Source organism: Cognaticolwellia aestuarii (genome assembly GCF_002000025.1).
GTDB lineage: Bacteria > Pseudomonadota > Gammaproteobacteria > Enterobacterales > Alteromonadaceae > Cognaticolwellia > Cognaticolwellia aestuarii.
On the sequence record NZ_MUZV01000010.1, the window covers coordinates 36,458 to 60,973 of the forward strand.

At 38.1% G+C, this 24,516-nt stretch carries 25 protein-coding genes and 1 pseudogene; 13 read left to right on the forward strand and 13 right to left on the reverse strand.

Annotated elements, in window-relative coordinates; genetic code table 11:
- Nucleotides 1-33: 33 nt before the first annotated feature.
- Both B0169_RS14970 and B0169_RS14975 read right to left on the reverse strand, forming a co-directional pair.
- Nucleotides 34-1,476 (reverse strand): amidohydrolase family protein, encoded by a 1,443-nt coding sequence (locus B0169_RS14970; protein WP_235838594.1) that lies wholly within the window; start codon nt 1,474-1,476, stop codon nt 34-36.
- Nucleotides 1,477-1,734: 258 nt separating this feature from the next.
- Complete coding sequence (locus B0169_RS14975; protein WP_077287257.1) at nt 1,735-2,235, reverse strand: lactoylglutathione lyase family protein; 501 nt, start codon at nt 2,233-2,235, stop codon at nt 1,735-1,737.
- Nucleotides 2,236-2,328: 93 nt separating this feature from the next.
- On the opposite strand from B0169_RS14975, the gene B0169_RS14980 reads away from it, so the two are divergent.
- Nucleotides 2,329-3,243, forward strand: a complete 915-nt coding sequence (locus B0169_RS14980) for a LysR family transcriptional regulator (protein WP_077287258.1) — start codon at nt 2,329-2,331, stop codon at nt 3,241-3,243.
- An 89-nt stretch (nt 3,244-3,332) separates the two neighbouring features.
- The gene (locus B0169_RS14985) at nt 3,333-4,067 is read left to right on the forward strand and encodes an SDR family NAD(P)-dependent oxidoreductase (RefSeq protein ID WP_077287260.1); all 735 of its coding nucleotides are present in this window, start codon (nt 3,333-3,335) and stop codon (nt 4,065-4,067) included.
- Between the two features lie 37 nt (nt 4,068-4,104).
- Here the strand turns inward: B0169_RS14985 and B0169_RS14990 are convergent, their stop codons facing one another.
- From B0169_RS14990 to B0169_RS15005, 4 genes are read right to left on the reverse strand one after another with little or no spacing between them, the layout of a single operon-like run.
- On the reverse strand, nt 4,105-4,320 hold the full coding sequence (locus tag B0169_RS14990) for a TIGR02450 family Trp-rich protein (protein WP_077287262.1): 216 nt from the start codon (nt 4,318-4,320) through the stop codon (nt 4,105-4,107).
- Nucleotides 4,321-4,348: 28 nt separating this feature from the next.
- Complete coding sequence (locus B0169_RS14995; RefSeq protein ID WP_077287263.1) at nt 4,349-4,816, reverse strand: CIA30 family protein; 468 nt, start codon at nt 4,814-4,816, stop codon at nt 4,349-4,351.
- Between the two features lie 8 nt (nt 4,817-4,824).
- Complete coding sequence (locus B0169_RS15000; protein ID WP_077287265.1) at nt 4,825-5,085, reverse strand: DUF3081 family protein; 261 nt, start codon at nt 5,083-5,085, stop codon at nt 4,825-4,827.
- Between the two features lie 18 nt (nt 5,086-5,103).
- Nucleotides 5,104-5,355, reverse strand: coding sequence for a DUF6482 family protein (locus B0169_RS15005; RefSeq protein WP_077287266.1), 252 nt, complete (start codon nt 5,353-5,355; stop codon nt 5,104-5,106).
- 343 nt (nt 5,356-5,698) lie between these two features.
- On the opposite strand from B0169_RS15005, the gene B0169_RS15010 reads away from it, so the two are divergent.
- The 8 genes and pseudogenes from B0169_RS15010 (at nt 5,699) to B0169_RS15040 (ending at nt 12,469) form a co-directional block, all read left to right on the forward strand.
- Nucleotides 5,699-6,580: a kinase gene (locus tag B0169_RS15010; protein WP_077287268.1), complete on the forward strand. Its 882-nt coding sequence runs from the start codon at nt 5,699-5,701 to the stop codon at nt 6,578-6,580.
- Complete coding sequence (locus B0169_RS15015) at nt 6,580-7,434, forward strand: HAD-IIB family hydrolase (protein ID WP_077287269.1); 855 nt, start codon at nt 6,580-6,582, stop codon at nt 7,432-7,434. Before B0169_RS15010 ends, B0169_RS15015 begins: the two co-directional genes overlap by 1 nt.
- Nucleotides 7,435-7,453: 19 nt before the next feature.
- Nucleotides 7,454-8,713: a glycosyltransferase family protein gene (locus B0169_RS15020; RefSeq protein WP_077287271.1), complete on the forward strand. Its 1,260-nt coding sequence runs from the start codon at nt 7,454-7,456 to the stop codon at nt 8,711-8,713.
- Nucleotides 8,697-10,448, forward strand: a complete 1,752-nt coding sequence (locus tag B0169_RS15025) for an alpha-amylase family glycosyl hydrolase (RefSeq protein ID WP_077287273.1) — start codon at nt 8,697-8,699, stop codon at nt 10,446-10,448. The genes B0169_RS15020 and B0169_RS15025 overlap by 17 nt, the downstream gene beginning before the upstream one ends.
- An 89-nt stretch (nt 10,449-10,537) precedes the next feature.
- On the forward strand, nt 10,538-10,717 hold the full coding sequence (locus B0169_RS15030) for a hypothetical protein (protein ID WP_143323565.1): 180 nt from the start codon (nt 10,538-10,540) through the stop codon (nt 10,715-10,717).
- Nucleotides 10,718-10,729: 12 nt separating this feature from the next.
- Nucleotides 10,730-11,053, forward strand: a pseudogene (locus B0169_RS19695) (hypothetical protein); the annotation flags it as partial.
- A gap of 9 nt (nt 11,054-11,062) precedes the next feature.
- Entirely contained in the window at nt 11,063-11,161 is a 99-nt protein-coding gene (locus B0169_RS19700; RefSeq protein WP_328589028.1) for a PEP-CTERM sorting domain-containing protein, read from the forward strand.
- Between the two features lie 654 nt (nt 11,162-11,815).
- Complete coding sequence (locus tag B0169_RS15040; protein WP_077287519.1) at nt 11,816-12,469, forward strand: flavin reductase family protein; 654 nt, start codon at nt 11,816-11,818, stop codon at nt 12,467-12,469.
- A gap of 202 nt (nt 12,470-12,671) precedes the next feature.
- On the opposite strand, the gene B0169_RS15045 is transcribed toward B0169_RS15040, so the two are convergent.
- The 5 genes from B0169_RS15045 to B0169_RS15065 form a co-directional block, all read right to left on the reverse strand.
- Complete coding sequence (locus B0169_RS15045; protein WP_077287278.1) at nt 12,672-13,946, reverse strand: GGDEF domain-containing protein; 1,275 nt, start codon at nt 13,944-13,946, stop codon at nt 12,672-12,674.
- A gap of 13 nt (nt 13,947-13,959) precedes the next feature.
- Complete coding sequence (locus B0169_RS15050) at nt 13,960-14,961, reverse strand: ABC transporter substrate-binding protein (protein WP_235838595.1); 1,002 nt, start codon at nt 14,959-14,961, stop codon at nt 13,960-13,962.
- A gap of 1,038 nt (nt 14,962-15,999) precedes the next feature.
- On the reverse strand, nt 16,000-16,392 hold the full coding sequence (locus B0169_RS15055) for an MmcQ/YjbR family DNA-binding protein (RefSeq protein ID WP_077287282.1): 393 nt from the start codon (nt 16,390-16,392) through the stop codon (nt 16,000-16,002).
- A gap of 112 nt (nt 16,393-16,504) precedes the next feature.
- Complete coding sequence (feoB, locus tag B0169_RS15060) at nt 16,505-18,685, reverse strand: ferrous iron transport protein B (RefSeq protein ID WP_077287283.1); 2,181 nt, start codon at nt 18,683-18,685, stop codon at nt 16,505-16,507.
- Nucleotides 18,682-18,912 (reverse strand): FeoA family protein, encoded by a 231-nt coding sequence (locus B0169_RS15065; protein WP_077287285.1) that lies wholly within the window; start codon nt 18,910-18,912, stop codon nt 18,682-18,684. The genes feoB and B0169_RS15065 overlap by 4 nt, the downstream gene beginning before the upstream one ends.
- A 342-nt stretch (nt 18,913-19,254) precedes the next feature.
- On the opposite strand from B0169_RS15065, the gene B0169_RS15070 reads away from it, so the two are divergent.
- Together B0169_RS15070 and B0169_RS15075 are read left to right on the forward strand one after the other, a co-directional pair.
- Nucleotides 19,255-20,508, forward strand: coding sequence for a S1 family peptidase (locus tag B0169_RS15070; RefSeq protein ID WP_077287287.1), 1,254 nt, complete (start codon nt 19,255-19,257; stop codon nt 20,506-20,508).
- Nucleotides 20,499-21,467, forward strand: a complete 969-nt coding sequence (locus B0169_RS15075; protein WP_077287289.1) for an FHA domain-containing protein — start codon at nt 20,499-20,501, stop codon at nt 21,465-21,467. Before B0169_RS15070 ends, B0169_RS15075 begins: the two co-directional genes overlap by 10 nt.
- 103 nt (nt 21,468-21,570) lie before the next feature.
- Here B0169_RS15075 and trpS read toward each other — a convergent pair whose 3' ends face one another.
- Both trpS and rpe read right to left on the reverse strand, forming a co-directional pair.
- Complete coding sequence (trpS, locus tag B0169_RS15080; RefSeq protein ID WP_077287291.1) at nt 21,571-22,575, reverse strand: tryptophan--tRNA ligase; 1,005 nt, start codon at nt 22,573-22,575, stop codon at nt 21,571-21,573.
- A gap of 62 nt (nt 22,576-22,637) precedes the next feature.
- Nucleotides 22,638-23,309: a ribulose-phosphate 3-epimerase gene (rpe, locus tag B0169_RS15085; protein WP_077287293.1), complete on the reverse strand. Its 672-nt coding sequence runs from the start codon at nt 23,307-23,309 to the stop codon at nt 22,638-22,640.
- Between the two features lie 498 nt (nt 23,310-23,807).
- On the opposite strand from rpe, the gene B0169_RS15090 reads away from it, so the two are divergent.
- Nucleotides 23,808-24,473 carry a TorF family putative porin gene (locus B0169_RS15090; RefSeq protein WP_077287295.1) on the forward strand — a complete coding sequence of 222 codons (666 nt, stop codon included), beginning with the start codon at nt 23,808-23,810 and terminating at the stop codon, nt 24,471-24,473.
- The last annotated feature ends 43 nt before the right edge of the window (nt 24,474-24,516 follow it).

A 24,516-nucleotide genomic window follows, 5' to 3' on the forward strand; every position in this document is an offset into this window, starting at 1 on the left:
ATTAAAAACATACAGCCAAACTAGGCTAATTCGCTATTTATTAGCAATTAAGTCTGCTCTAGCTAAAGGCTTACCATGTAAAATAATAGTCTCGATACTATTCCACGCATCAATTGAGTCTAAAGGGTTGCTATTAAGTAAGAGTAGATTCGCAATTTTTCCAACTTCTACGGTGCCATAATCTTGAGCAATTTTAAATTGCTTAGCATTATTGACCGTTGCTGCCGCCAATATATCTTCAAGTGTTAATCCGGCATTAGCCATTGCCTTCATTTCTTGAAAGCTAGTCAGTCCCGGCTGATTAGCAAAGCTAGGGCTACCAGGAAAATCAGATGCTAACAAAATTGGATGTTTAGCGGCGTTTAAGTATTTAATAACTTGATTGCCTTTACCTATGCGACCATATAAAAACACCTCTGCGATTGCCTGATCTGCCATGCCATCAAATCCCACGCGAAGCTCTTCTTTAAACCACTGTGCTTGAGGCGTTTTATACCAATTTATAAGTGATTTAGGCGTAACAGATAAAAATTCGGCTGAATCAGCAATCGTCGGGTTCATTACTTCACCTAAACCGGCAATCACTCTTTGTGTTGGCATATAGCCAACTTTATCAGCAATAATTTTATCTAGTGTTACAGACATTTCTTTGGTTATATTAGCTTGGCGGCTATATTGTCCCCAATTCCACATACCATGCGCGATTACATCAACACTTGCGGCAAGTGCTAATTGCTGCATGTCTAGCGCATTAGCATGGGCAAGTATCGGTAAATTAACTTTATCTGCAGAGACTTTAATTCGCTTCAGTGTTTTAGGTGTAAAGGTTTGCCATTGATTAGCATTGCCATAGCCATCTTCAAAATAAAGTTTTATACATGATGCACCAGAGTTATAAATATTAAGCACTGCATGCTCTGCAGAATTCGTTTCATCTGCTGAAGCTGCCTCATCAATCACATAAGTGAACATCGTTTTCGATTTATCATCCACTTTTTCTACATAGGGAAAGGTATTTTTTGATGTTATAACTTCACAGCGTAAATAGTCGGGATGGTTAGCACTCGAAGTAAAATGTTTATAATTTAGCCCTGGATTGGGGTCAAGTACTTGAGTAACGCCATAATATAAAAAACTTTTCGGTTGCTGCTCAAAGTAAGCCTTAACCAGTTCAGGATATTGGCTAGCAACAACCTCAACGCCAAAGCCCATACCAGGAATCGACGAAACGTGAGCGTGGCTATCCATCAAACCGGGAGTTAAAAACTTATCTGTGCCATTAATTTTACTATCATAGGAGGTAATTTTGTCTCGCGAGATATTGGTAATTCGCCCATTATCTAACAACACATTCATCTTAATTTGTGGCGCTTTCAGGTGAGATGAAACAATTGTAACGTTCTCAATTAATACGGTATTTTTCGCCAATAGCGTAAAAGAACATAGCGAAATTGAGAGTAATAATACTTTAATCATAAAACATCCGTGTAAGGTTAATTATACCCAAGCCACCTGACACTAAGAGAAAAGTAATTGGCTGAAATATAAGACTAAATAGTAAACTAACACATTTTCAGCTTACTATTTAGTCTTATATTACACTTTATTATTTATCTTAAAGTTTTCATTAACACAAAGCAGCCACATCGGGCTGCTTTGTTATTAGACTCGGTTTACAAGACGCTAATTATTGCACTAAGACTAATAACTCGTGCTTAAAGTCTTTGCCTGCTCTTAATATGCGCCAGCCGCATAGGTTAGTTCATAGCTATGGCTATAAATTTCTAAAATATTACCAAAAGGGTCTTCCATATAAATCATACGATACGGCTTTTCACCCGGGTAATAATAACGTGGCTCAGCCATACGTTTTTTACCACCTGCAGCGACTATTTTTTCGACTAGCTCTTCTAAATTCGGATCTTGTACGCAGAAGTGAAATACCCCGGTTTTCCAATATTCAAAATTATTTTCTGGATTTTCTTGGTTTTTAAATTCAAATAGCTCGACACCAATACGATCACCTGTCGACATGTGGGCAATTTTAAATTTTTCCCAGTTAGCGCCAAATACATCAGTACACATTTCGCCAATGGCGCTATCATCTTCAATAATTTCTGTTGGCTCCATTATTAAATACCAACCTAAAACTTCGGTATAAAATTTAACTGCTTTTTCGACACTCGGTACTGAGATGCCAATATGTGAAAATGTTCTTGGGTATGCTTTGCTCATGTGCTTTCCTCACTAAAGTTGATAGGCAAAGTATAGTGCCACTGATAAGATACAAAAAATTATCATTTATAATAGATATGAGTACGTTTTGTTATGATAAATCTTCATTGGTTAAAAACATTTTGCACCTTGGCTGACATAGGGCACTTTACTAAAACAGCTGATGTTCTGTTTATGACACAATCTGGGGTCAGCCAACATATCAAAAAGCTTGAACAACAACTCGCGGTAACGCTACTACTTCGAGAAGGCAAATCTTTTACTTTAAGCGATGAAGGCTTACGTTTATATCAACAGGGAAAGTTGCTACTGGAAAAAAGTGATGATCTTGCACAGTCAATCAAACAAGATGACGCCCACATCGGCAATATACGTGTAGCTTCACCGGGTAGTATAGGTCTAAAGCTTTATCCACAATTACTCGCTATTTTGCAACAGCAGCCAAAATTATCACTCGATTATACCTTTGCGCCCAATCACAGTATTGAACTAGCGCTAATTGAACGTAACATTGATATTGGTTTGGTAACCAAAAAACCGCAGGATCATCGTATCAATAGCACAGCCATTGGTGTTGAACCGCTAGTGTTAGTTACTCCGGCAGCTGTTAGCCAAGTTACTTGGCCAGTGTTGAACGAACTGGGCTTTATTAATCACCCTGACGCCGCTCATCACGCCAACTTGTTATTGCAAAAAAACTTCACTGAATTTAGTCATATTAATCAGTTTCAACACAAAGGTTTTTCCAATCAAATAAGCTTAATTTTAGCGCCAGTGAGCTTAGGGTTAGGCTTTACAGTATTACCACTATATGCCGCTTTAGCTTTTCATCAGCAGAGCCTAATTAACATTCATCATCTCGCTGAAATTATTAATGAGCCGCTTTATATTTGTCATAACCAATACTCATATAAAGCGCAGCGTATTAACTTTATCAGCAACGAAATTATCAAGCATATTGCTAATGACGCATGCTTTGAAGTACCTAGGTCACTACACTCAGATTAAATACCCTGCTGATCTCATCGTGATTTTTTTTCGTATTATCTTAATAATACATTGTCGCTACCAACTAGCGGCCGAGCAAAGGAGTAAATATGACATCACATGCCACGCTGATCATTGGCGCGAATAGTGAAATAGCCAAAGCGATTGCAGCGCAAGTAATTAACAACGATACGGCACAATTGATTGTTATTAGTCGTGATTGTAGTTTTTATCAACAAGATAAATTTGCTGATGCCCAGCTAATTACCCTTGAAAACTATCAGGAGCAAACCATTAGCCAAGCAGTAGAAACACTAAAAGCAAATATGCCAATAGTGATCACACAGGTCTTTATTTGCCACGGTATTTTACATAATGAGCGTTGTCAGCCAGAAAAACGTTTAGAAGACTTTTCTGCTGATATGTTTATTGAAACCCTGACCGCTAATACCGTTACCCCTATGCTGTGGTTAAAACATTTAACACCATTATTGGCGACAAAGCATGAATGTAAAGTGGTGATATTTAGCGCTCGCGTTGGCAGTATTAGCGATAATAAATTGGGCGGTTGGTACAGTTATAGAGCCTCGAAAGCGGCAATGAATATGCTCATTACCTCAGCGGCGGTTGAACTCGCAAGACGAGCTAAAAATATGAAATTAATCTCTTTTCATCCCGGTACTACTGACAGCCCACTGTCGAAGCCTTTCCAAAAAAATGTTCCTAAGGGCAAGCTATTCAATAGCGAGTTTGTTGCTAGCCGATTACTTACCATTGTTGCATCAGCGACTATTGATGGTCAGGCAAGTTATTTGGATTGGCAAGGTAAAGAAATACCTTGGTAACTTTATGCTGAAATATTAAGTGTTGGTGCAAAAATGCTTACTGCCAACCTAACTTCCACTGTTTACTGTCTTTTAGGTCGCGCCAATTAATGACATATTCATTTTTGTTAATCACCGCTTCAATAACACAGGCAGTAACACGTTGCTCGTCATCAAAGCTGAGTTTTGTAATGGCAAAATGTTTTTCTTTATTCTCAACGATTACTTTCGTCCACTTGCTGTGCAGTAGTGCTTTTGGGCTAACTTTATTCATGGTATTCCTAACTATTCCTATGATGTAATTAACTAAATTCAATAGTAAAAACTTCTAAAGCGAAGGTGTTTGGCTGCTTATTAGCAATTAAGAATCCGACTTCTGTTATCGTGCTTGCTAGCAATATTGGCGCAGTGTCAATTGCGCGGCCACGATGCGTTGCTTTAAAGTCGGCTAACTTAAATTGATAACACAAACTTTGCCCTGCTTGCGTTGCAAGCGTCACTTTATAAGCCAGAGGAAAAGCCATCACATGAGATTTCAAGCGTAGTTGATAGTCATTTCCATCGCCTTTAAGGCAAACCTTAATGTTGCTAATTGCCTTTGGTAATGGTGTTATCGGTTTAAAAGTGCTGGTAAAACCACCATTATTTTCAGTGGATATATCGCCAAAGAATATCAACTTATGGTCAGCCTGCTCGACTCTACCTTCAGATAAACCGCCCATAACAGCGTCATTTGTGACATACCAAGGCGCGTCGCCCAAATCGATCATAACAGTGCCTAAGCGTTACTCGTCACTGGCGGTGAGTATATTTTCTGTACGAGTTTATTAAACGGCTGTAACTCGGCCTCGTCTTCACAGTCAAATGCAAACCGGCCATGAAAATACATCGACATGGTCACGCCTTTATAACTGAGATAGCAAGTATAGCCATCTAAGTCATGCCAAGCAGTGAGTCCATGTAAACAATACTTATCATCATGCTTTTCACCTTCCGAAATAATTTGATTAAACACATAAAGATATTGAGAAAGTTTCATAGCATTACACCCATTAATTTATAAATAGAGAGTTTGTGATATTGCCGTTGTGCTGGGCAAACCACACATTTCATCATAAGCAGACTCTAAAGTTAGCTGTACAACATTAATATCATTATCTCGCAGCAATTGCTTGGCCAAAGGCAAAGAATTACACATCGCGACAGTATGTAAACACGGCAATGCTATAAAGTTGTTGTCATTGTCAGTAGCACCGACTAAATAATGTCTCGCATCGGCAACGCCGAGTATGGTTGGCTTACACTGCATAGTAAATTCCTCCTAAGTAGATAATTTATTTTACGTAGTCGTGCCGTAAAAAGTTTACTTTCCCGAAAATGAATTTTTCTGCGTACCGGTTAAATCGCCTGTATCTTTAACACTTTTAACAAGAATAAGTACTTTTATCATACATCTCACATTGCACCAAAATGAAGCGGCGGCTTAGTTTAGTGCAATTTTATTAGCTTTTGAATCACTTGATCTTTAGCCAAATAAAAAATAAATCATATTTTACAATGAATTACAACAACTCAGTAGCGACTAAATAAAATGGCACAGGAGTTGAAGGTATAATAACAACCATAACGAATATTTAGCGACAGTGGGAATTATGCTTTCAACCTTTATGAAACAACACAAACTACCTGAAGCGTTTATCTTAACGGCAAAAGAGCACTACCAACCACTCGCTGAACAGATACATAGCCAATTTACTCAGCATGATGGTGCATTTTTTGTTGGTATTAATGGCTGTCAAGGTAGTGGCAAATCAACATTAACCGACTACCTTGCTGAATATTTAGCGACAACTTATCAACTAACTATCGTTGTTATGTCATTAGATGATTTTTATTTAACTGGAGAAAAGCGCCAGCAATTAGCAGATAACGTTCATCCTTTATTAGCAACACGAGGCGTACCAGGCACACATGACACCAACGCGCTAAAGCAAACATTACAGCAGTTAAAAACCAAGCAAATCGGCTTTACTATTCCACGATTTAATAAGGCAACCGACGAACCTTACCCTGAAAGCCAATGGCCAATAATTGATAAACCTGCAGACATTATTTTATTAGAAGGTTGGTGCTGGGGCGTCAAACCACAAACCGACGAGCAATTAGCTGCTCCGGTTAATGAACTGGAATTAAAACATGATACCGATGGCCTATGGCGACATTATGTTAACCAACAGCTGAAAAGTTATTATCAGCCTTTATATAAAGCAATGGACTTTTGGTTAGCACTACAAGCACCATCGTTTGATTGTGTTTATAAGTGGCGCTTAGAGCAAGAGAAAAAGCTGCAAGCCAGAAATATCAATCTACCAAATTCAAAGGTAATGGGCTCGGCTGGCGTTTTGAATTTCACTCAGTACTTTCAAAGACTCAGCGTACAAGCTTGCAACACAATATCACAATCTGCGGATGCCATTTTTTATTTAGATCACAACAGAAACATCACCAAAATGCCAATAACGGACGCACTGTAATGACTAAGCAAACCATTATTTTCAGTGATCTTGATGGCACACTGCTTGACCACTACAGTTATCAGTCAACGGCAGCTCAGCCAACACTAAAACAGCTACGTCATGCTGAAATTCCCGTCATTTTAAATACCAGTAAAACATTGGCTGAATTAGACATTATTCGTGCAGAGTTGAAGCTTGATACCCCTTTTATTATCGAAAATGGTGCCGCAATTTATATTCCGATCAACACCTTTAAAACGCAACCAGAAGACACTGAGGTATTCAAAAATTACTGGCTGAAATCTTTCTGTTCACCACGCCAGCATTGGTTAGACTTACTCAGCCAACAGTGTGAACAATTTCAGCCCTATTACCAAGGATTTTCAACCTTATCTAGCGCTGAATTATGCCAAGTTACCGGTTTAGATTCAGCACAAGCTGAACGCGCAAAACAACGACAATACGGCGAACCTGTGCAATGGGTTGGCGATGAAAAAACTAAAAAACTATTTGTTGAACACCTTATCGAACTAGGCGCTAGTGTTGTTCAAGGTGGCAGGTTTATGCATATCGGCGGCTATTGCGATAAAGGCCAAGCCCTGATTTGGTTGACTGAGCAATACCGTGAGCATTTTGCCAACAGCAACGTTTATACCATAGCGTTAGGAGACGGCGAAAACGATATTTCTATGCTAGAGGCAGCCGATATAGCCGTGCAAATACGCTCTCCTGTGCACGACTTTCCGCCTTTGTATCAACAATATAAAACCACACAAACCCAACGATATGGTCCCGAGGGATGGGCAGACGCGATACAGCAGCTTTTGGCTAATCAACTCAGTACACATCTTAGGCAATCTAATTTAGTTTAATAAAACAAAGAGGTAAATCATGGCTGATTTCTATCAAAACGGTACAGTTACTACGTTACATAACTTGGCACAGCGCAAGCCACAAGATATGGCAGCCGAGTTACTTGAGTTTTCAAAAGTCCGCTCACTAGGGCTTATTTTACCTTCGTTATTCTCCGAATTAGAGGGCAAAGCCTTACCCGATATTATCAATAAAATAAAAGACGTTGAATACTTATCTGAAATTGTTATTGGCCTAGACCGCGCTGATTTAGCACAATACAAGCATGCGCTGTCGTTTTTTTCTCAGTTGCCTCAACATCATCGCGTGTTATGGAATGACGGCCCAAGGCTTCAAGCAATAGACGCTAAGCTTCAAGCTCTTGGTTTAGCGCCGAAAGAGCTCGGCAAAGGCCGAAATGTTTGGTATTGCATGGGGTATATTTTGGCTTCAGGTAAGGCCGAGTCTATCGCCCTGCATGACTGCGACATTTTAACTTATGAAAAAGAGCTACTTGACCGACTTCTTTACCCAGTTGCCAACCCACTCTTTAACTATGAATTCTCTAAAGGTTTTTATGCTCGTGTTGCCGGCGGAAAAATCAATGGTCGAGTTTCTCGCCTATTGGTAACACCTTTGATCAAGGCATTGAAAAAAACCGTTGGACACTGCGATTATTTAGAATACATGGACAGCTTTTTATACCCGCTTGCTGGTGAGTTTTCATTTCGTCGCGATGTCTTAAGTGATATTCGTATTCCCAGTGACTGGGGATTAGAAATTGGCGTACTCTCTGAAATGTATCGTAATTATTCTCCAAACCGTTTATGCCAAGTGGATATTGCCGCCACTTATGACCATAAACACCAAGACTTATCACTCGATAATACCGCCGGCGGGTTATCCAAAATGTCGATTGATATCAGCAAGGCCTTTATCAGAAAACTCGCCACACAAGGTGAAACGTTTAGCGCTGAAAAGTTTAGAACCCTAAAAGCGACTTACTACCGTATCGCTCTAGACTATGTTGAAACGTATCGAAATGACGCGATGATGAACGGCCTAGAACTTGACATTCACAACGAAGAAAAAGCCGTAGAAATGTTCGCCGAAAACATTTTAACTGCCGGTAATACCTTTTTAGAAAACCCGATGGAAACACCGTTTATTCCATCTTGGAATCGCGTAGTAAGTGCTATTCCAGATATTTTATCGCAACTAAAAACCGCCGTAGAGTTAGACAACCAAGAGTTTAGTCAAGTATTAAAGGAAAGTAACACTTATGCCAGCGCAGGTTGAACAGCTAAAAAACAAACTTATTCAACAGCTTGAGACTATATATCAAGGCATCACCCTAGCCGAAGCTGCGGCCGATATTGCTGATGCTCTAATTGATATTATGCGCTTAACAAGCCAGGTCGCTGCGCCAAAGCCCTTTACTAACCATTGGTCAGAAAGTGATATTATTCTGATTACTTATGGCGATAGTATTATCAGTCAACAGCAGCCACCACTGAAAACATTAAAAACATTTTTAGACACCTATCTAAAAAGCACCATTAACAGTGTGCATATTTTACCATTTTTTCCTTATAGTTCTGATGATGGTTTTTCTGTTATTGATTATTCATCGGTTAATGAGTCATTAGGTACATGGCAGGACATTACACAGATCAGCGAACAATATCAGCTAATGTCAGATCTGGTAATAAATCATTGTTCAAGCCGAAGTGCATGGTTTGACAACTTTATTAAAGGCGAAGGCGTAGGTCATGACTTTTTCTTTACCGCCCACCCTGATGATGATTTAAGTGAAGTAGTAAGACCTAGAACCTCACCACTACTTAAAGAAGTTGAAACGGGCCAAGGTAAAAAGTTTGTCTGGTGTACTTTTAGTCATGATCAAGTCGATTTTGACTTTCGTAACCCTGAAGTATTAAAAACTTTTGCCTCGATTATTCGACAATATCTTGATAACGGCGTAAAAATATTCCGCTTTGACGCTATCGCATTTCTATGGAAAGTGGTTGGCAGTAAAAGTATCAATTTACCACAAACCCATGAAGTGGTGAGATTACTTAGAACATTAATTGAAGCCGCTGAGACACACGCCATTATCATTACCGAAACGAATATTCCTAACACCCAAAATTTGACCTACTTTGGTAACGCCAATGAAGCGCACGGTATTTATAATTTTTCACTCCCCCCCTTGTTGCTCAATACTTTACTGACTGGCAACTGCTTGTATTTAAAGCGTTGGTTAATGAGCATGCCACCTGCGCAAGATGGCACGCTTTATTTTAATTTTATTGCTTCTCATGACGGTATTGGTTTACGTCCAGCCGAAGGGTTATTAAGCGATGCAGAACTTGATAGCTTAATCCATACCGTTGAAAACTTTGGTGGTAAAATTTCATGGCGAAGCACAGAAAATGGCGAGCAAAAAGCCTATGAAATGAATATTGCTCTTTATGATGCCCTGCAAGGTACTGTTGACGGTAAAGATCAGTGGAATTTTGAACGTTTTATTTGCGCACATGCCATTATGTTTGGCCTTGAAGGCATACCGGGTATTTATATCCATAGCATGATAGGCACACAAAACGACACTAAAAAATTGGCTAACACGCATCATAATAGATCGATTAACCGCCATCGCTGGCAAGAAGATATTTTAGAGCTTGCGCTAGCAAACAAAAATTTACATCACCATAAAGTGCTATCAACTTTAAAAACTTTATTAGATATTCGCATTAAACAACCGGCATTTCATCCTAATGCAACGCAGTTTACTTTACATTTAGGGCTGCAGTTATTTGGCTTTTGGCGACAAAGTCTGAACCGAAAACAAAGTATATTTTGTGTCAGTAATATTTCAAATCAACCAGTAGTATTACCGTTAAGTGAGCTTAATTTAATAATTACCAAATCGTGGTATGAGCTAATCAGTCAAAGGGAGATCACTGAATTAAGCCAAGAAATGACTTTAGCTCCTTATCAAACCGTATGGATAGCTAACCAACAAAGTTAGAAAAACATTAATTTTTAAGTACTTATGTGTCAGATAGTTTTACTAACATTACAGAAAAAAACAAAACATTAAAAATCAGCAGTTTAAAAATGAATATAAAGTTCTTAAAGGCTGCAATTATTGGTGCAGCTTTCACTATTAGCAGTGTTGCCAATGCTGGCCTCATCTTTTCTGATAATTTTGATCCTATCTCAACAGCTAACTGGACTGTTTCTAATGGCGGTGTATTTGGTGGTGGTATTACTGAGTTTTATGATGGTAACGCATGATATTTCAATGGTTCAGGTTCACGTTTCGCTCACACATCTGGCTTTGATTTAACACAAGGTGAAAGTGTTTCTTTTTACTTTAGACAAGGTAAATCACCATCAACTAGCTATTTTGAAAACACTGACGGCTTAAGTGAAGCAATGGATTTCTCATATTCAGTGGATGGTACTAACTACACGACAATTTTTACTTTCAATCCAAGCAATAATAATTACAACGGTTCATGGCAGCAGTTTAGCTTTGATATTAATGGCGCTATGTTGTCGAGCTCTACCTGCTTCAAATGGCAACAAAGAGACAATAGTGGTTCATCTTACGACCATTGGGCAATTGATAATGTTGCCATTACATCAGCGGCAAGCGCACAGGTACCTGAACCAACAAGCCTTGCTATTTTAGCACTTGGTATTCTAGGTTTTACTGCCCGAAGATTTAAAAAGTAATCTGTAAGACAGCAAAAGTACTACTGAGCTATGTAGTACTTTTTCATAAATCTCGTCTAACGCATGCAGTGATTGCACTAAAATCTCATTGGCAATATTGCCCTGATATCACTTCGTTTCACATATGCCTGTAGGATTTAATACACTAAATTAATACCGCTTATCAGTACACATCTCAATAACGATCAAATAATTTAGACCTCAAAAAAACACCAAATTTCAATATCTTGTGACACATATTGCTATCACACTTTATCTTTGAATTTCTCGCACAGAGTTTACTCTGGATTTTATACTCAGTATCAACTAACTTTTGGTGCAATATTTCCCGTCAAATTTACTACTATAATCTGGATAGCATCTGTGGCTGTGTGTTTTTTAAACAAATGATATATACAAAAATACCCCGTATTATACCAAGCCAACACATAAGCTAAGTTAACCATACCGGAACCGCTCGCCCAAAGTTAAAAATAAACTAAAAATAAGATTGTTAAGATCTTATCAATAATAACGCTCGTATATATCCATCATGCATTAATCGCTGAATTTTAGCTTGGTGTGTCATGGCAATTTAATGCAGTAATAGAAGCTAACAATATCAGGGAGAACAACATTAACTATCAACATTACGACAGTGCTGACTTAGCAAAAATGTCGAGTCGCTACCGCGCAAGGTTTATTAACAGCTTGTCTGGATATAAAAGTGTCAACCTTATTGGCACACAAAACCTCGACGGCCAAAGCAATTTAGCAATATTCAGTTCGGTTGTGCATTTAGGCGCATCACCGGCACTCATTGGCTTTATCATGAGACCCGATAACGGCTCAAGGCACACACTAGAAAATATTACGCAAAGTCAGCATTATACGATTAACCAAGTTTGTGCTGATTTTTATCAAGCAGCGCATCAAACCTCAGCTCGTTACCCTGAACATGAAAGTGAATTTGACACTTGCAACTTATCTGAGCACTATATTGATGGGTTCAATGCGCCATTTGTTCAAGAAAGTCGATTAAAATATGCAGTGAAATTACAGGAAATAATGCCAATAGCTATCAATAACACGCAGCTTATTATTGGTGAAATTGTTCATGTTATTTGTCAAGGTTCGGCTATTCAAGCAGATGGTTATATTGATATAGAATCTTTAGACACAGTTACGGCTTCAGGTTTAGACAGTTATCACACAAGCCAACGACTCGCACGTTTAGCTTATGCTAAGCCTGATGTTGCTAGCACTGCACTTAAACTAGATGCTACTGCTGTAAAAGCGGAATTTTCTAGAGGTGTTAACGAAGCGTAGTCATTGTTGATTTGACGATAACAGCAATAAAACTTGGAGTCCAAAAAGAATAGCGGCTATCGGTATGTGCATTCATACCGATAGTACCGGTCAATATCGACATGATTACCTATTATGACGCTACATAAATAGATCAATATAGATAACTAATCGCACGGCTAACATAGTGCCGAAATTTTGTGCTATTCACTCTAAAAGTCAATCACTCGTTGTGACAAACTTCAATCCTATTGCGACCATTCTCTTTTGCTTTGTACATGGCTGCATCAGCATCTTTAATTACATCTTCGAAACAGCCATGCCGCTTTTCAGCCTGGCAAATACCAATACTCAATGTTACATAAACATCCACACCTTCTAAAGTTATTGTTTGCTTAGCTAATGATGATTGAATTCGCTCAGCTGTTGCTATTGCACCACTTAATTCGCTTTCGGGTAATAAAATTATAAACTCTTCACCGCCATAACGTGCAAAAAAGTCAATGCTACGTATTTCTTCATTGCACACAAAACAGATATGCTGCAACACTTCGTCACCAAATAAATGTCCATACTTATCATTTATATCTTTAAATAAATCACAGTCGAGTAAGATTAAACTAAAAGAACTACCTGACCTTTGTAAGCGCGTAAATTCATCATGACCTTTTTCAAACAAAGCCCTACGGTTTGCTACTTTGGTCAAGGGATCAGTTTTAGATAGTTGCTCTAGCACTTCCGTTCGCTCTGCAACAATTTTTCTCATTGACTCCAAAGAAACTGTGGTTGCACTCAGCTCAGTGTTCATTTCATTAAAAGCATTTGCAATACTCTCAAATTCTTCAGATTTGTTCGATAGTTTAATATTTTGATAATTACCACAACGGTTTTTAGTGAAAGCGAGCTTAACTTCATTAAGTGAAGTGCTAAATATTTTTACTAGTTTAAATGCGCCAAAAATCAAAATAATAAGGCTTAACGATAAAATTGATAAAACCAAAGTTACTTGACGTTTAATCACCCGATGGAGATCTTTTTGTACAATATTGAATAACTGTTTTGCATCTGAACTAATGGCTTCTAGTTGCATAATAAGCCTCAATTTTAAATGCTGTTTAATTCGATCATCAGCTTTTTTCAATTTATTTTCATGAATAACATTAAAAAGTTTAAGTACATTTTTATTCTGGCTTTCAATACTGTACTGAATAGTTTTTTGCTCAGCCGATAAGCTAGGTGTTCGCGTAAGTAGCTCATTAAATTTAGCCTCTAATAACAACCACTGATCGATATTGTGATCTTTAGCATAAATATTCTCGCTACGGATAAACTGCTTTAATACATTACTGTGGTTTTCAACTTTATGCGCATAACGCTCACGCTCTATGGCAACATCGACCACATGAATTGACCATAAAATACTGCTAACAAGTACTACAAAAAATAAGCAACTGCTTAGGATAAAAAAGTAAATGTGCTGCTGTAAGCTTAACTTCATATCAAAACCTTAATTACCGCGATATATTGACTGCGCCTGGGTCAACCTTAAGTAGTGCTCTACTATCAATAAAATTGATTGCACTCGAGGTTACATTTACTGATGTCATTTGATTCGCTACCGCCCAATTAGCTTGCGCATTAATATTGAGTATAAGCGACTGATTTAGTGATAACTTAAAAATATAGTCAGGCCATACCCAATCAATAAAGTCAGTCGAAATAGCTAATTCAGTAATCACTATACTTTTTGCCTGCTCTGGATATGAAGTAATATAATGAATTGCCTTCTGTAAACCTTGAATAACACATACAGCCTGCTCAACTAAGTGTTGCTCGGCTGTTTGAGAAACCAAGTTAAAACTCAGGGTACTTAAACTTTTAGTATCATGAATTTTAATTTTACTTTTAAGCGATTGCAGCGTTTGAAATGCGAAGGGCTCCCACGGTAAAATGGCATCAACTTCATTGTGCCTAAAAGCTTCAATTAGGTGCTCAGGGGGATAATCTTGTAGTACAATATCTCCTAGACTCAAGCCTTCAATAGCAAGTAAGGTACTTAATATATATTCACTTGCTGTGCCCTTAGTCACTCCGATACGCTTACCTTTTAAGTCGATAAAGGCTCTGATATTATCTGCTTTGCGAGTTATAATTTTTACGTCATTGTCTGATTGTACAAACATAGCGTGAGTCACAAATGGACGAGCCTTAAGGCTTTCAAATGCAATAACGGAATCAGAGCTAGTAGCAAAGTCAGCCTGGCCACTCATAACTTTCTCAAATGCTAGCTGTCCGCCTGCAACCGCAATATATTCAGGGGCAACACATGTATCGTCAAATGCATTAATAGCTTTAGCAACATAAAAAGGCGTTGATAATGGCGATTTTGATACAGCGATAACAACCGGATGTCTTTCTTGCTGAAAAAGCGGTACTACACCAAAATAGATAATACTCAATGCTGAAAATACAGCCGTGAATAACAACAATGTTACAAGTGAATTCTTCTTCAATGGCTTAACCTCAACTCCATTAATAATTTTATTGCCATTAGCACAAGCATTATTAACATAATTGCTAACAACCTTGTCGTATAACTACAGTTGCAGCACTAACAGTGTCTAGTAAAAAACAACCAATAAACTAACTAACATTGATTGTGATGCAAGCAACCCTTAATGCTATACATTTGTTCTTTAGTATTTTATAGCACCATAAAATTACTAGCCTTACTGCTTACTCATTAATACTTGCATGATATTTTTTGATTAGATCTAAGGAAGCCGTATACATCCATTTTGAGGTAATCAAGACTCCTGTCTATCACTCAACCACTACAAGCATAGTTAATCTTGTATAGTTAATATTTAATTTTTTCTTTGTTATTATAGTAGCACTAGTTTTTGAAGTTTCTTTTAAATTTCAAATATATTTTATATTTAGCTGATAATTCTGCACTAGCAGAGTATTTAATGTAGCTATTTTACTTCAAATTTTTCTTTATTAGGATGCGCCTTATCGAAGTGAAGACGACCCCAACACTCTAGTTTAATCATAGAATAACACTAAGTAGTTTGCTGGCGATGTGATGTCTTGATTTTTCTCATTTAATGCCGATATTTTGGCGACTGGCTGGTTGGTTGACATACAAAAATAGGAGTTTTTACGCACATTCCATATATAATTGCTGCCACGGTATTCATAGGCTTAGTTTAGTAATTTTTCGTTAGCCCTAAAAGGTATACCATTTAATGATGTATATTTAGTTTGTCTAGCTTTTGCTGTTTCTGCAGTTACCGTTATCAATCATTTTTATTATTAAAAGTCATTATCTATTCAACAACCGCATGTTTTAGTTTGATATTTATTGATGCTATTAACTTACAAACATCGCATCAACGGTTAAATAATAAAAATAAAAACCTAGAAAAATCAGAATGGTAATGTTTGCTCAACCAGGGTTATATAACTAAAATATTATAAATATAGCGATATAGCTAAAGTAGGCCTAACAACAATCAATAATGGCTATTTAGAGCATTAAGAAATAGCTATAAATGTAGCAAAATTGACTCTTGTTCTTTCTTCGGCAGTTTACTCACCACCAATAGGTAAGAATTATCAATCATGCGCTCAATTTCGCCTTGTGGAATTGAGCCATCTAAGATTACCGTATTCCACTGTGATTTATTCATATGGTAGCCAGGTATAATAGCTGGAAAAATATCACGCAGAATTACAGCCTCATCGCGGTCACATTTTAAGTTAATACAATAGTGCCCTGCCATTTTGCCGTTAGTACCTTTTTCATTACCCTTACCTAAAGATAAAGTTGCGAACATTTTATTTTTCACTTTAAAGACACTAACATCAGGGCCAAAAGGGTGGTAGATACAAGCTTCAATTTTATCGAGTAAGTAACGCTTAACTTGCGCATGATCCATAATGTAAACACCCTTTTCTTATGTTATTAGAAAACAGATAATTTTAAATTTATCATTTATTTAACGGTAACTTAACAAGAAACCTTAACACAAAAACACTTAATAAATTGCATTAGCGATAAGTGACTAGAGTAGGAATTGTTAATATTTTACTACCTGCACGCTTTAACCCGTAATAGATACTAAAAAATACCGCAAAAACTAAACTTAGGCTGAGCAATGAATCAAGCGGTTGCGTTGAAAATACCGCTATTTGGTAACATGCTGCTGCCGCTAAGTAAGCTAAAGTAAAGCTCCACAAAGCTGCAAAAACAGCCCAACGTGTGCCTACTTCATTTTTAATTGCTCCCATTGCTGCAGCACATGGCGTATAAAGTAAAATGAATAATAAGTAACAAAATGCACCTATTTTGCCAGCAAAGGCCGCTTGCATAATCGTAATCGTACTTTCAGCAACACCTTGTTCTTGTGCTGCAATTTCGACGCTAGAGACATCACCAATATCTGTACCTAGCGGGTCGTCAGCCTCAATGCCTTGCATGTTATCACCAATACTTTCTATGGCTTGCTGCCATAAGTCTTGCATTGAATCTGGCTCTGTTGGCTCTTCTGATGCTGGCGAATACAAACTATTAAACGTAGCAACCAAGGCTTCTTTAGCAAATAATCCGGTTATAATTCCCACACTCGCTTGCCAATTATCTTCTTTGACTCCCATAGGAGCGAGTAATGGCGTAACCACTTGGGCGCTCTTGCTCAGTAAAGAGTCTTGGCTATCGTGATGACCAAATTCACCATCAGTACCCAAAGAGTTAAAGAAGTTTAGAATACACACTACAACAACGATGGTTTTACCGGCCCCAAGAACAAATGAACGAGTACGTTGCCATACGCGCTTAAATAAATAGGCTGGTTTCGGCCATTCATATAAAGGCAATTCCATAATATTAATAGAGTTTTTACCCATTAATATGGTTTTCTTAAGTAGTAAACCGGTAAATAATGCTGCCGCAATACCAATAAGGTACAGCAAGAAAACCAAGTTCTGCCCTGATTCGGGGAAAAACGCCGCGGCAAATAAAGCATAAACCGGTAAGCGTGCTCCACATGACATAAACGGCGACATCATCACCGTCGTAATACGTTCACGTTCATTATCCAAAATTCGTGCAGACATAACCGCTGGAACTGTGCAACCAAAGCCAACGATCAAGGGAACAAAAGCTTTGCCCGGCAAGCCGATTTTTTGCATTGCCGTATCAACAACAAATGCTGCTCTAGCTAAGTAACCACTGCTTTCCAACAATGACAAACCAATAAACAGGCAGGCAATTACAGGAATGAATGTCGCAACCGTTTGAATACCTAAACCAATACCACTTAAGATGGTGGTAAGCCAAGCAGGTAAGTTAAAACTGCTTAAAAAATGTAACGGATAGTCAACAAATATTGCCCCAGCTAAAATATCGAAAAAGTCGATAAACGCACTACCAATATTAATTGCGAACATAAATAACAAATACATCATCACTAAAAAGATCGGTACACCCAGCACAGGGTGTAGCATCCAGTGATCTAATTTATCACTAAACCTACTGTTAGTTGTTGGTTCAGTAATAACTTCAGCCAGTAATTGATGAATAAAGTCATACCTTGCCTGCATCACAGCCATAGCTTTTTTGTCGCCTGATTGACACGACTCACTTTTACCGCAAGCTTGGCGCTCTAATGCTAAAGGCATGCCTTCATAGCCAGTAAGTTCAACAGGTAAGGTTAATAAGTGTTGCTTAGCGCTGGGCTTAGGTAGGTTTTTTAACGCCGCCTTAATTGCCTCACCTGCATTTTTACCAATACTGTTTTCAGCAACAACAGGGCAGCCTAATTTGTCCGACAATTTTTTTAAGTCGATGTTTGATGCTTCTTTACGGTCAACCTTATTAAGCACAACAATCATAGGTATACCAAGCTCAAGTAATTGAGTGGTTAAATATAATTGTCGTTTCAGTTGTGTGGCATCAATAACGTTAATTAAACAATCAATACTATTTTCACGAAGGAAATCTTGGCTAATAGAAAGGTCTTTACTTTGCTGATTACGCTGAGCTAATGAGCTAATGCCTGGTAAGTCGGAGAGTAATGTCAGTTTACCGTTTAGCTGACATTGTTGTTTTTTTGCTGCAACCGTCACACCGGTCCAGTTGCCAGTTTTTTGTTTCGCCCCTGCTAAGGCATTAAATAGCGTGCTTTTTCCTGCATTAGCAAAGCCAACTAGAGCAAAGTTTTGTTCGATCATTCGGTTAATAACTCAATTTTAATTTGCTTGGCAATTGCCACCGGCAAACACATTTTTGTACCATGTAAGTGGAAAGCAAGCGGGCCGTTGAATGGCGCTTTATGCGCCAGAGATATTTCGCTTTTCAATGCGAAGCCTTGCTCGATAAGCTGGGCACTTAAATCAAAATTTGTTGGTAAATAGCTAATACGTGCCGACTGATTAACGGCTAATTCTGATAAAGTCATAACAAGACCTTTAAACGATAATAATTATCATTTGATGATACTAGAATACACCACATGCAACAACATAATAAATCATCATTTCGATGCTATTTTGATCTAACTCAGTGTTAGAGCTTATTAGGCCTTAAAATACTGCTGGATTCTTTGAACGATCTCACTTTTGTATACTCTGATTATTTTCGTCATGCTGGCATAGTAAAATACTTTCTAGGTCAAATCGCTTATATCAAGCAGATAATATCAGCAGTATGTGGTAGATAAAGTCGGCTTATTGACGGATAAAAGATGACAAATTAGATTACACTGGCACAATAGCTAAGTAATAATAAAAAAGGATATGCAATGAGAGTTATTTTTGCTCTGCTACTTATAGGCTTTAGCACGTTAAGTTACGCAGTTGAGCAGGCCGAAGAGATTTTTAAACAACTGGCCCCTTCACTTTATCAAATTCGTTTAATCGACAAAGCTAGCGGTGAGAAATCATCGATTGGTTCGGGCTTTCAAATTAGCAGTGACGGCCTTATCGCCACTAATTATCATGTTATTTCAGGTTATGCTCGCCATCCACATAAATACACTATCGAATATATAGATAACCAAGGTAATAAAGCTCAGCTAGAGCTTAAAAGTGTTGATGTTATTAATGACTTAGCGATTGTACAACGCCAGGTAACTAGTGTAATGCCTTATTTTGAGATTGCTCAGCAAGCGCCAACAAAAGGTGAAGAGCTTTACTCGTTAGGTAACCCACATGATTTAGGTATGATTGTAGTACCTGGTACATACAACGGCTTAAAAAATGAATCCTTTAATGACCGCATCCACTTTACTGGCTCAGTAAACTCAGGTATGAGTGGTGGCCCAGTAGTTAACAAAAATACCGAAGTAGTCGGTATTAACGTTGCTACATCAGGTAATCAAATTGGCTTTTTAGTACCTCATGACAAGCTACTCACCCTCTACCTAAACTATAAAACTAGCCCACCAGAAAGCATTGAACAACAAATGGCTGCACAACTGATGCAAAACCAAAGCAAGTTGATCAGCACCATAATGAACAGCGACTGGCAATTAAAACAATTGGGTAGAGGTTTAATTCCAACTATTGATGTACCTTTTGTACGTTGTTGGGGTGAGTCAAACTCAGATAAAGCTGATGCTCAAATTATGGCAGCCGTTGCCAATTGTGACTTAGACGAGAATACCTATATTTCTTCCGACTTTTTTACCGGTTCGCTCGAAATGGAATATCGTTACATGGAATCAAGTAAAATTAGCAGCACTAAGTTCTACCATATTTTTCAACGCCAGCTAGACCGTGTATCACCGGGTAACCAAGCTGGCAAAGATGATGTTACTGAATATCAATGCCATCATGACATTGTTATGCCAGATACCAGTAATATCAGAAATAAAGCAGCATTTTGTACTCGTGCTTATAAAGACTTTCCTGACCTCTACGATGTTCTGTACATCGCAATATCGGTTGATCATGAACAATATGCATTGCTGAGCCATTTCACTATTTCGGGTGTAGCACAAGAAACCTCATTGGCTTTTCTGGCTAAATTTATGGAGTCGGTTTCATGGAAATAATTATTGAAGAAATCAGTCATGGCCACAAACTATTAGGCCGCCACAAGTTTGCCGCAGACAGCATTAGTATTGGCCGAGGTTACGACAACGACATAATTATTAGTGATCCTCATGTTTGTGCTGACCACTTACACTTACAATTTAACGGCGAGCACTGGTTTGTTAGTGATCAAGGCTCAATTAATGGCAGCTACCTCGAGAACAGCAAAGAAAACATTATTCAGCATCAAGTGAAGTCTGGCGATATTATTACCATAGGTAAAAGCCAAGTTCGCCTTGTTTTTCCAAGCCACCCGGTTGACGAAAGTATTGCTATCAGCCCATTTGAAAGCTTAATAAATTTAGCTCGCCACCCATTAGCACTGGCATTAAACATAAGTTTATTTGCCTTTATTGCCGGCTGGATTATTGATTTAGGTAATGTCAACGAAGTCACACTAACCCAAATGATAGTGCCAACTATCGGCTTAACATTTGCTTTTGCTTTATGGCCTGCTGGCTTAGCGTTGGTTTCACATTTAACCAAGCATGACGCACGTTTCTGGACCCAAGTGGGCATTAGCTTTATATTTTTTAACTTAATGTGGTTCAGCGATATTTTTGAAAACATTGTGCACTTTAACACCTCAAGCAACTTTTCAATGGTGTGGATCATTGCCATCATTCCTTTATTGTTGGCATTTTGCTTGTTTTGGCTCAACTGCTATGTTGGTTTTCATATGACCTTACGTCGTAGAAATCTCGTATCATTATGTTTAGTGTTGCTATTATTTGGCGGCAGCTTGATCATACAGATGAGTAAACAACCAGACTTTAACCCTCGACCACAATTTAATACAAAAATAATGTCGCCAGCCTTTTTGTTTGCACCTAGCAGCAATGTTGAACGCTTTGTTAGCGATAGTGCTAAATTATTTGACAAAGTAACAAAGCAAGCTGAAGAAGATAGCAAAGAATAGCCCAAGCGGACCAACCATTAGACACAAAAAAGCCTGAATTAATTCAGGCTTTTTTTCTACTTACTGTCCCATCAAGCTATGCGTAAATCACAACAGTCAAAGTTTAAGGCTTAGCAATAAAACCTACTGCTTGGTATACCTCAGCAAGTAACTTACTTGCGCGAGCAGAAGCTTTTTCAGCACCTTTGCGCATGACTTCGTCTAAGTATGCTTGGTCATTACGATACTGGTGAAAACGCTCTTGAATAGGTGCAAGTAAAGCTACAACAGCTTCAGCAACATCACCTTTCAAGTGACCATACATTTTATCTTCATATTCAGGTACAAGCTCTTCAACCGTTTTACCCGTAGTGCACGATAATAATGATAATAAATTAGACACACCTGGTTTTTCAGCAATATCAAAATAAATATTGGCCTGCTCGTCAGAGTCAGTTACTGCACGTTTAATTTTCTTAGTAATTTTCTTGGTGTCTTCTAACAAACCAATAAAGTTACCTGGATTAGTATCAGACTTAGACATTTTCTTTGTTGGCTCTAATAGGCTCATTACACGGGCACCAAACTCTGGAATATAAGGCTCTGGTACTTTAAAGGTTTCGCCGTGTAGGTTATTAAAACGCGTTGCAATATCACGTGCTAATTCTAAATGTTGTTTTTGATCGTCACCAACAGGCACTTTGTTGGCACCATATAATAAAATATCAGCCGCCATTAATACTGGGTAAGTAAACAAGCCAGAGTTCATGTTAGCTTCAGATTTTGACGACTTATCTTTATATTGCGTCATTCTGTTAAGCTCACCCATTTGAGTGTAGCAATTTAATACCCAGCTCAATTGTGCGTGTTCTGGTACATGCGACTGGATAAAAATAGTGCTTTTTTCTGGGTCAACACCACAGGCTAAATACAAGGCTAAACCATCAAGTGTTGCTTTACGTAACGCTTCTGGATCTGGACGAACTGTAATCGCATGTTGATCAACCAGCATATAATAACACTCGTGACTGTCTTGCATGCTTACCCATTGCTTTAACGCACCAAGGTAATTACCAATAGTTAACTCACCTGATGGCTGGCAGCCACTTAATACAATAGGTTTACTCATTTTTTATCCTTTAATTCTTTGAATTATTTAATCTATTACTTAACAGCGCTATTAGCTGTTTATTATTTTACAGTCGCTAATTCAGCACGCATTTCATCAATAGCAATTTTATAGTCAGGCTTTGAGAAAATAGCTGAGCCGGCAACAAACATATCTGCACCCGCTTTTGCAATATCTGCGATGTTGTCAGCCTTAACACCACCATCAACTTGCAAACGAATATCAAAACCACTGGCATCAATTTTCTCACGTACTAAACGCAACTTGTCTAACGTAGTAGGAATAAAAGACTGCCCACCAAAGCCAGGATTAACCGACATAAGTAAAATTACGTCAAGTTTATCCATCACAAAATCTAACACGTGCAACGGTGTTGCTGGGTTTAATACTAAACCGGCCTTGCAACCATTATCTTTAATTAACTGCAAGGTTCTGTCGATATGATCACTGGCTTCAGGATGAAAAGTAATAATATCTGCGCCTGCTTTAGCAAAATCAGGAATAAGGCTATCAACAGGTTTCACCATTAAATGCACATCAATAGGTGCTGTTATACCGTAGTCTCGTAATGATTTACATATCATCGAGCCAAAAGTAAGGTTAGGTACAAAATGGTTATCCATAACATCAAAATGAACAACATCAGCGCCAGCGCTAAGAACGTTTGCTACATCTTCGCCCAAACGCGCAAAGTCAGCAGATAAAATTGATGGAGCAATTAAAAAATCAGACATAGTAAGAACCTTGACAAAATTTGCGCTACTTTAACTTAATTACACGAATTTTGCGACTGAGATCAGCGACAAAAATGGAGATTAAAAGTAATAAAATTAGCCATTCTGTTAAATCAGTGGATCTTCACAACTGATGAAAATGCTTGAATCGTATTTCTTAGGCTTTAGGTGGATTACGATGACACTCATTTCAAACGAGGTTAGTTCAATTTGAGATGGGTTTGGATGGGTGCCCTTTTAATTTTTTTAATTTTTGACATCAAGGAAGCGTCCATATATGTCCTTTTTATTTTTAATTCTACATAGCAACATTTGCACTTTTTTTGTACATAAAACGTTATTTTTGCACCAACACAGTACAAGCACAGTTTAAAAAAATGATATAAAACATAAAAATCTACTCTAAACCTCTGATAAAAAACACTTTAAAAATTAAATTCGACTAAGGCATTGTCTTTGCAATGTTATTAGCAATTATAAAAACTTAGTGGACTCAAGATGAAAAAATCAATTATATCTCTATCTCTCTCAATGATATTAATGACTTCAGCGTTAACAGCAACCTCAGCACACGCGGTTGAAGGTTTATCGGCAAATGCAGCAGCCTCAAACAATTACTTGTGGCGTGGTGTTACACAAACCACCAATTCAGCAGCAGTATCTGGCGGTATTGATTATGAAAATGCTTCAGGCTTTTCAGTAGGTACTTGGGCATCAAATGCCGATTGGGCTGAGAACATGACTTATGAACTTGATGTTTATGCCGCCTATGCCAACGAGTTAGATAACGGTATAGGTTACAGCGTAGGTTATATTTATTACGCATATGATAACGATGCTGATGCTGACTTTAGTGAAATCAACTTTTCACTGTCATACGACGCTTACTCAATTACCTACAATACTTTAGTTGACTCAGATGGTGGCGGTGACTTTGGTGATGACACGTATATTTCTGCCGATGCTGCCTTTGAAGTGTCTGAAGGTTTAGAGCTAGCACTGCATGTTGGTAGTTACGATTTCGACGCCGGCGGTGATTATATTGATTACGGCGTAAGCCTGAGTAAAAATGGTTTTACCTTTGCTGTATCAGATACAGATATTGATGGCGCTGACGGTGATTTAAACTTTGTCATCAGCTATAGCGTTGATTTTGATTTATAAAAGTTCGCAGGTAAAAGTCACAAACTAACTTAGAGCATTTGGC

Bases quoted from the DNA above. Each gene is read 5' to 3' on its own strand.
- B0169_RS14970 (WP_235838594.1), bottom strand. From the start codon at position 1,476: ATGATTAAAGTATTATTACTCTCAATTTCGCTATGTTCTTTTACGCTA.
- B0169_RS14975 (WP_077287257.1), bottom strand. From the start codon at position 2,235: ATGAGCAAAGCATACCCAAGAACATTTTCACATATTGGCATCTCAGTA.
- B0169_RS14980 (WP_077287258.1), top strand. From the start codon at position 2,329: ATGATAAATCTTCATTGGTTAAAAACATTTTGCACCTTGGCTGACATA.
- B0169_RS14985 (WP_077287260.1), top strand. From the start codon at position 3,333: ATGACATCACATGCCACGCTGATCATTGGCGCGAATAGTGAAATAGCC.
- B0169_RS14990 (WP_077287262.1), bottom strand. From the start codon at position 4,320: ATGAATAAAGTTAGCCCAAAAGCACTACTGCACAGCAAGTGGACGAAA.
- B0169_RS14995 (WP_077287263.1), bottom strand. From the start codon at position 4,816: ATGATCGATTTGGGCGACGCGCCTTGGTATGTCACAAATGACGCTGTT.
- B0169_RS15000 (WP_077287265.1), bottom strand. From the start codon at position 5,085: ATGAAACTTTCTCAATATCTTTATGTGTTTAATCAAATTATTTCGGAA.
- B0169_RS15005 (WP_077287266.1), bottom strand. From the start codon at position 5,355: ATGCAGTGTAAGCCAACCATACTCGGCGTTGCCGATGCGAGACATTAT.
- B0169_RS15010 (WP_077287268.1), top strand. From the start codon at position 5,699: ATGCTTTCAACCTTTATGAAACAACACAAACTACCTGAAGCGTTTATC.
- B0169_RS15015 (WP_077287269.1), top strand. From the start codon at position 6,580: ATGACTAAGCAAACCATTATTTTCAGTGATCTTGATGGCACACTGCTT.
- B0169_RS15020 (WP_077287271.1), top strand. From the start codon at position 7,454: ATGGCTGATTTCTATCAAAACGGTACAGTTACTACGTTACATAACTTG.
- B0169_RS15025 (WP_077287273.1), top strand. From the start codon at position 8,697: ATGCCAGCGCAGGTTGAACAGCTAAAAAACAAACTTATTCAACAGCTT.
- B0169_RS15030 (WP_143323565.1), top strand. From the start codon at position 10,538: ATGAATATAAAGTTCTTAAAGGCTGCAATTATTGGTGCAGCTTTCACT.
- B0169_RS15040 (WP_077287519.1), top strand. From the start codon at position 11,816: ATGTCGAGTCGCTACCGCGCAAGGTTTATTAACAGCTTGTCTGGATAT.
- B0169_RS15045 (WP_077287278.1), bottom strand. From the start codon at position 13,946: ATGAAGTTAAGCTTACAGCAGCACATTTACTTTTTTATCCTAAGCAGT.
- B0169_RS15055 (WP_077287282.1), bottom strand. From the start codon at position 16,392: ATGGATCATGCGCAAGTTAAGCGTTACTTACTCGATAAAATTGAAGCT.
- feoB (WP_077287283.1), bottom strand. From the start codon at position 18,685: ATGATCGAACAAAACTTTGCTCTAGTTGGCTTTGCTAATGCAGGAAAA.
- B0169_RS15065 (WP_077287285.1), bottom strand. From the start codon at position 18,912: ATGACTTTATCAGAATTAGCCGTTAATCAGTCGGCACGTATTAGCTAT.
- B0169_RS15070 (WP_077287287.1), top strand. From the start codon at position 19,255: ATGAGAGTTATTTTTGCTCTGCTACTTATAGGCTTTAGCACGTTAAGT.
- B0169_RS15075 (WP_077287289.1), top strand. From the start codon at position 20,499: ATGGAAATAATTATTGAAGAAATCAGTCATGGCCACAAACTATTAGGC.
- trpS (WP_077287291.1), bottom strand. From the start codon at position 22,575: ATGAGTAAACCTATTGTATTAAGTGGCTGCCAGCCATCAGGTGAGTTA.
- rpe (WP_077287293.1), bottom strand. From the start codon at position 23,309: ATGTCTGATTTTTTAATTGCTCCATCAATTTTATCTGCTGACTTTGCG.
- B0169_RS15090 (WP_077287295.1), top strand. From the start codon at position 23,808: ATGAAAAAATCAATTATATCTCTATCTCTCTCAATGATATTAATGACT.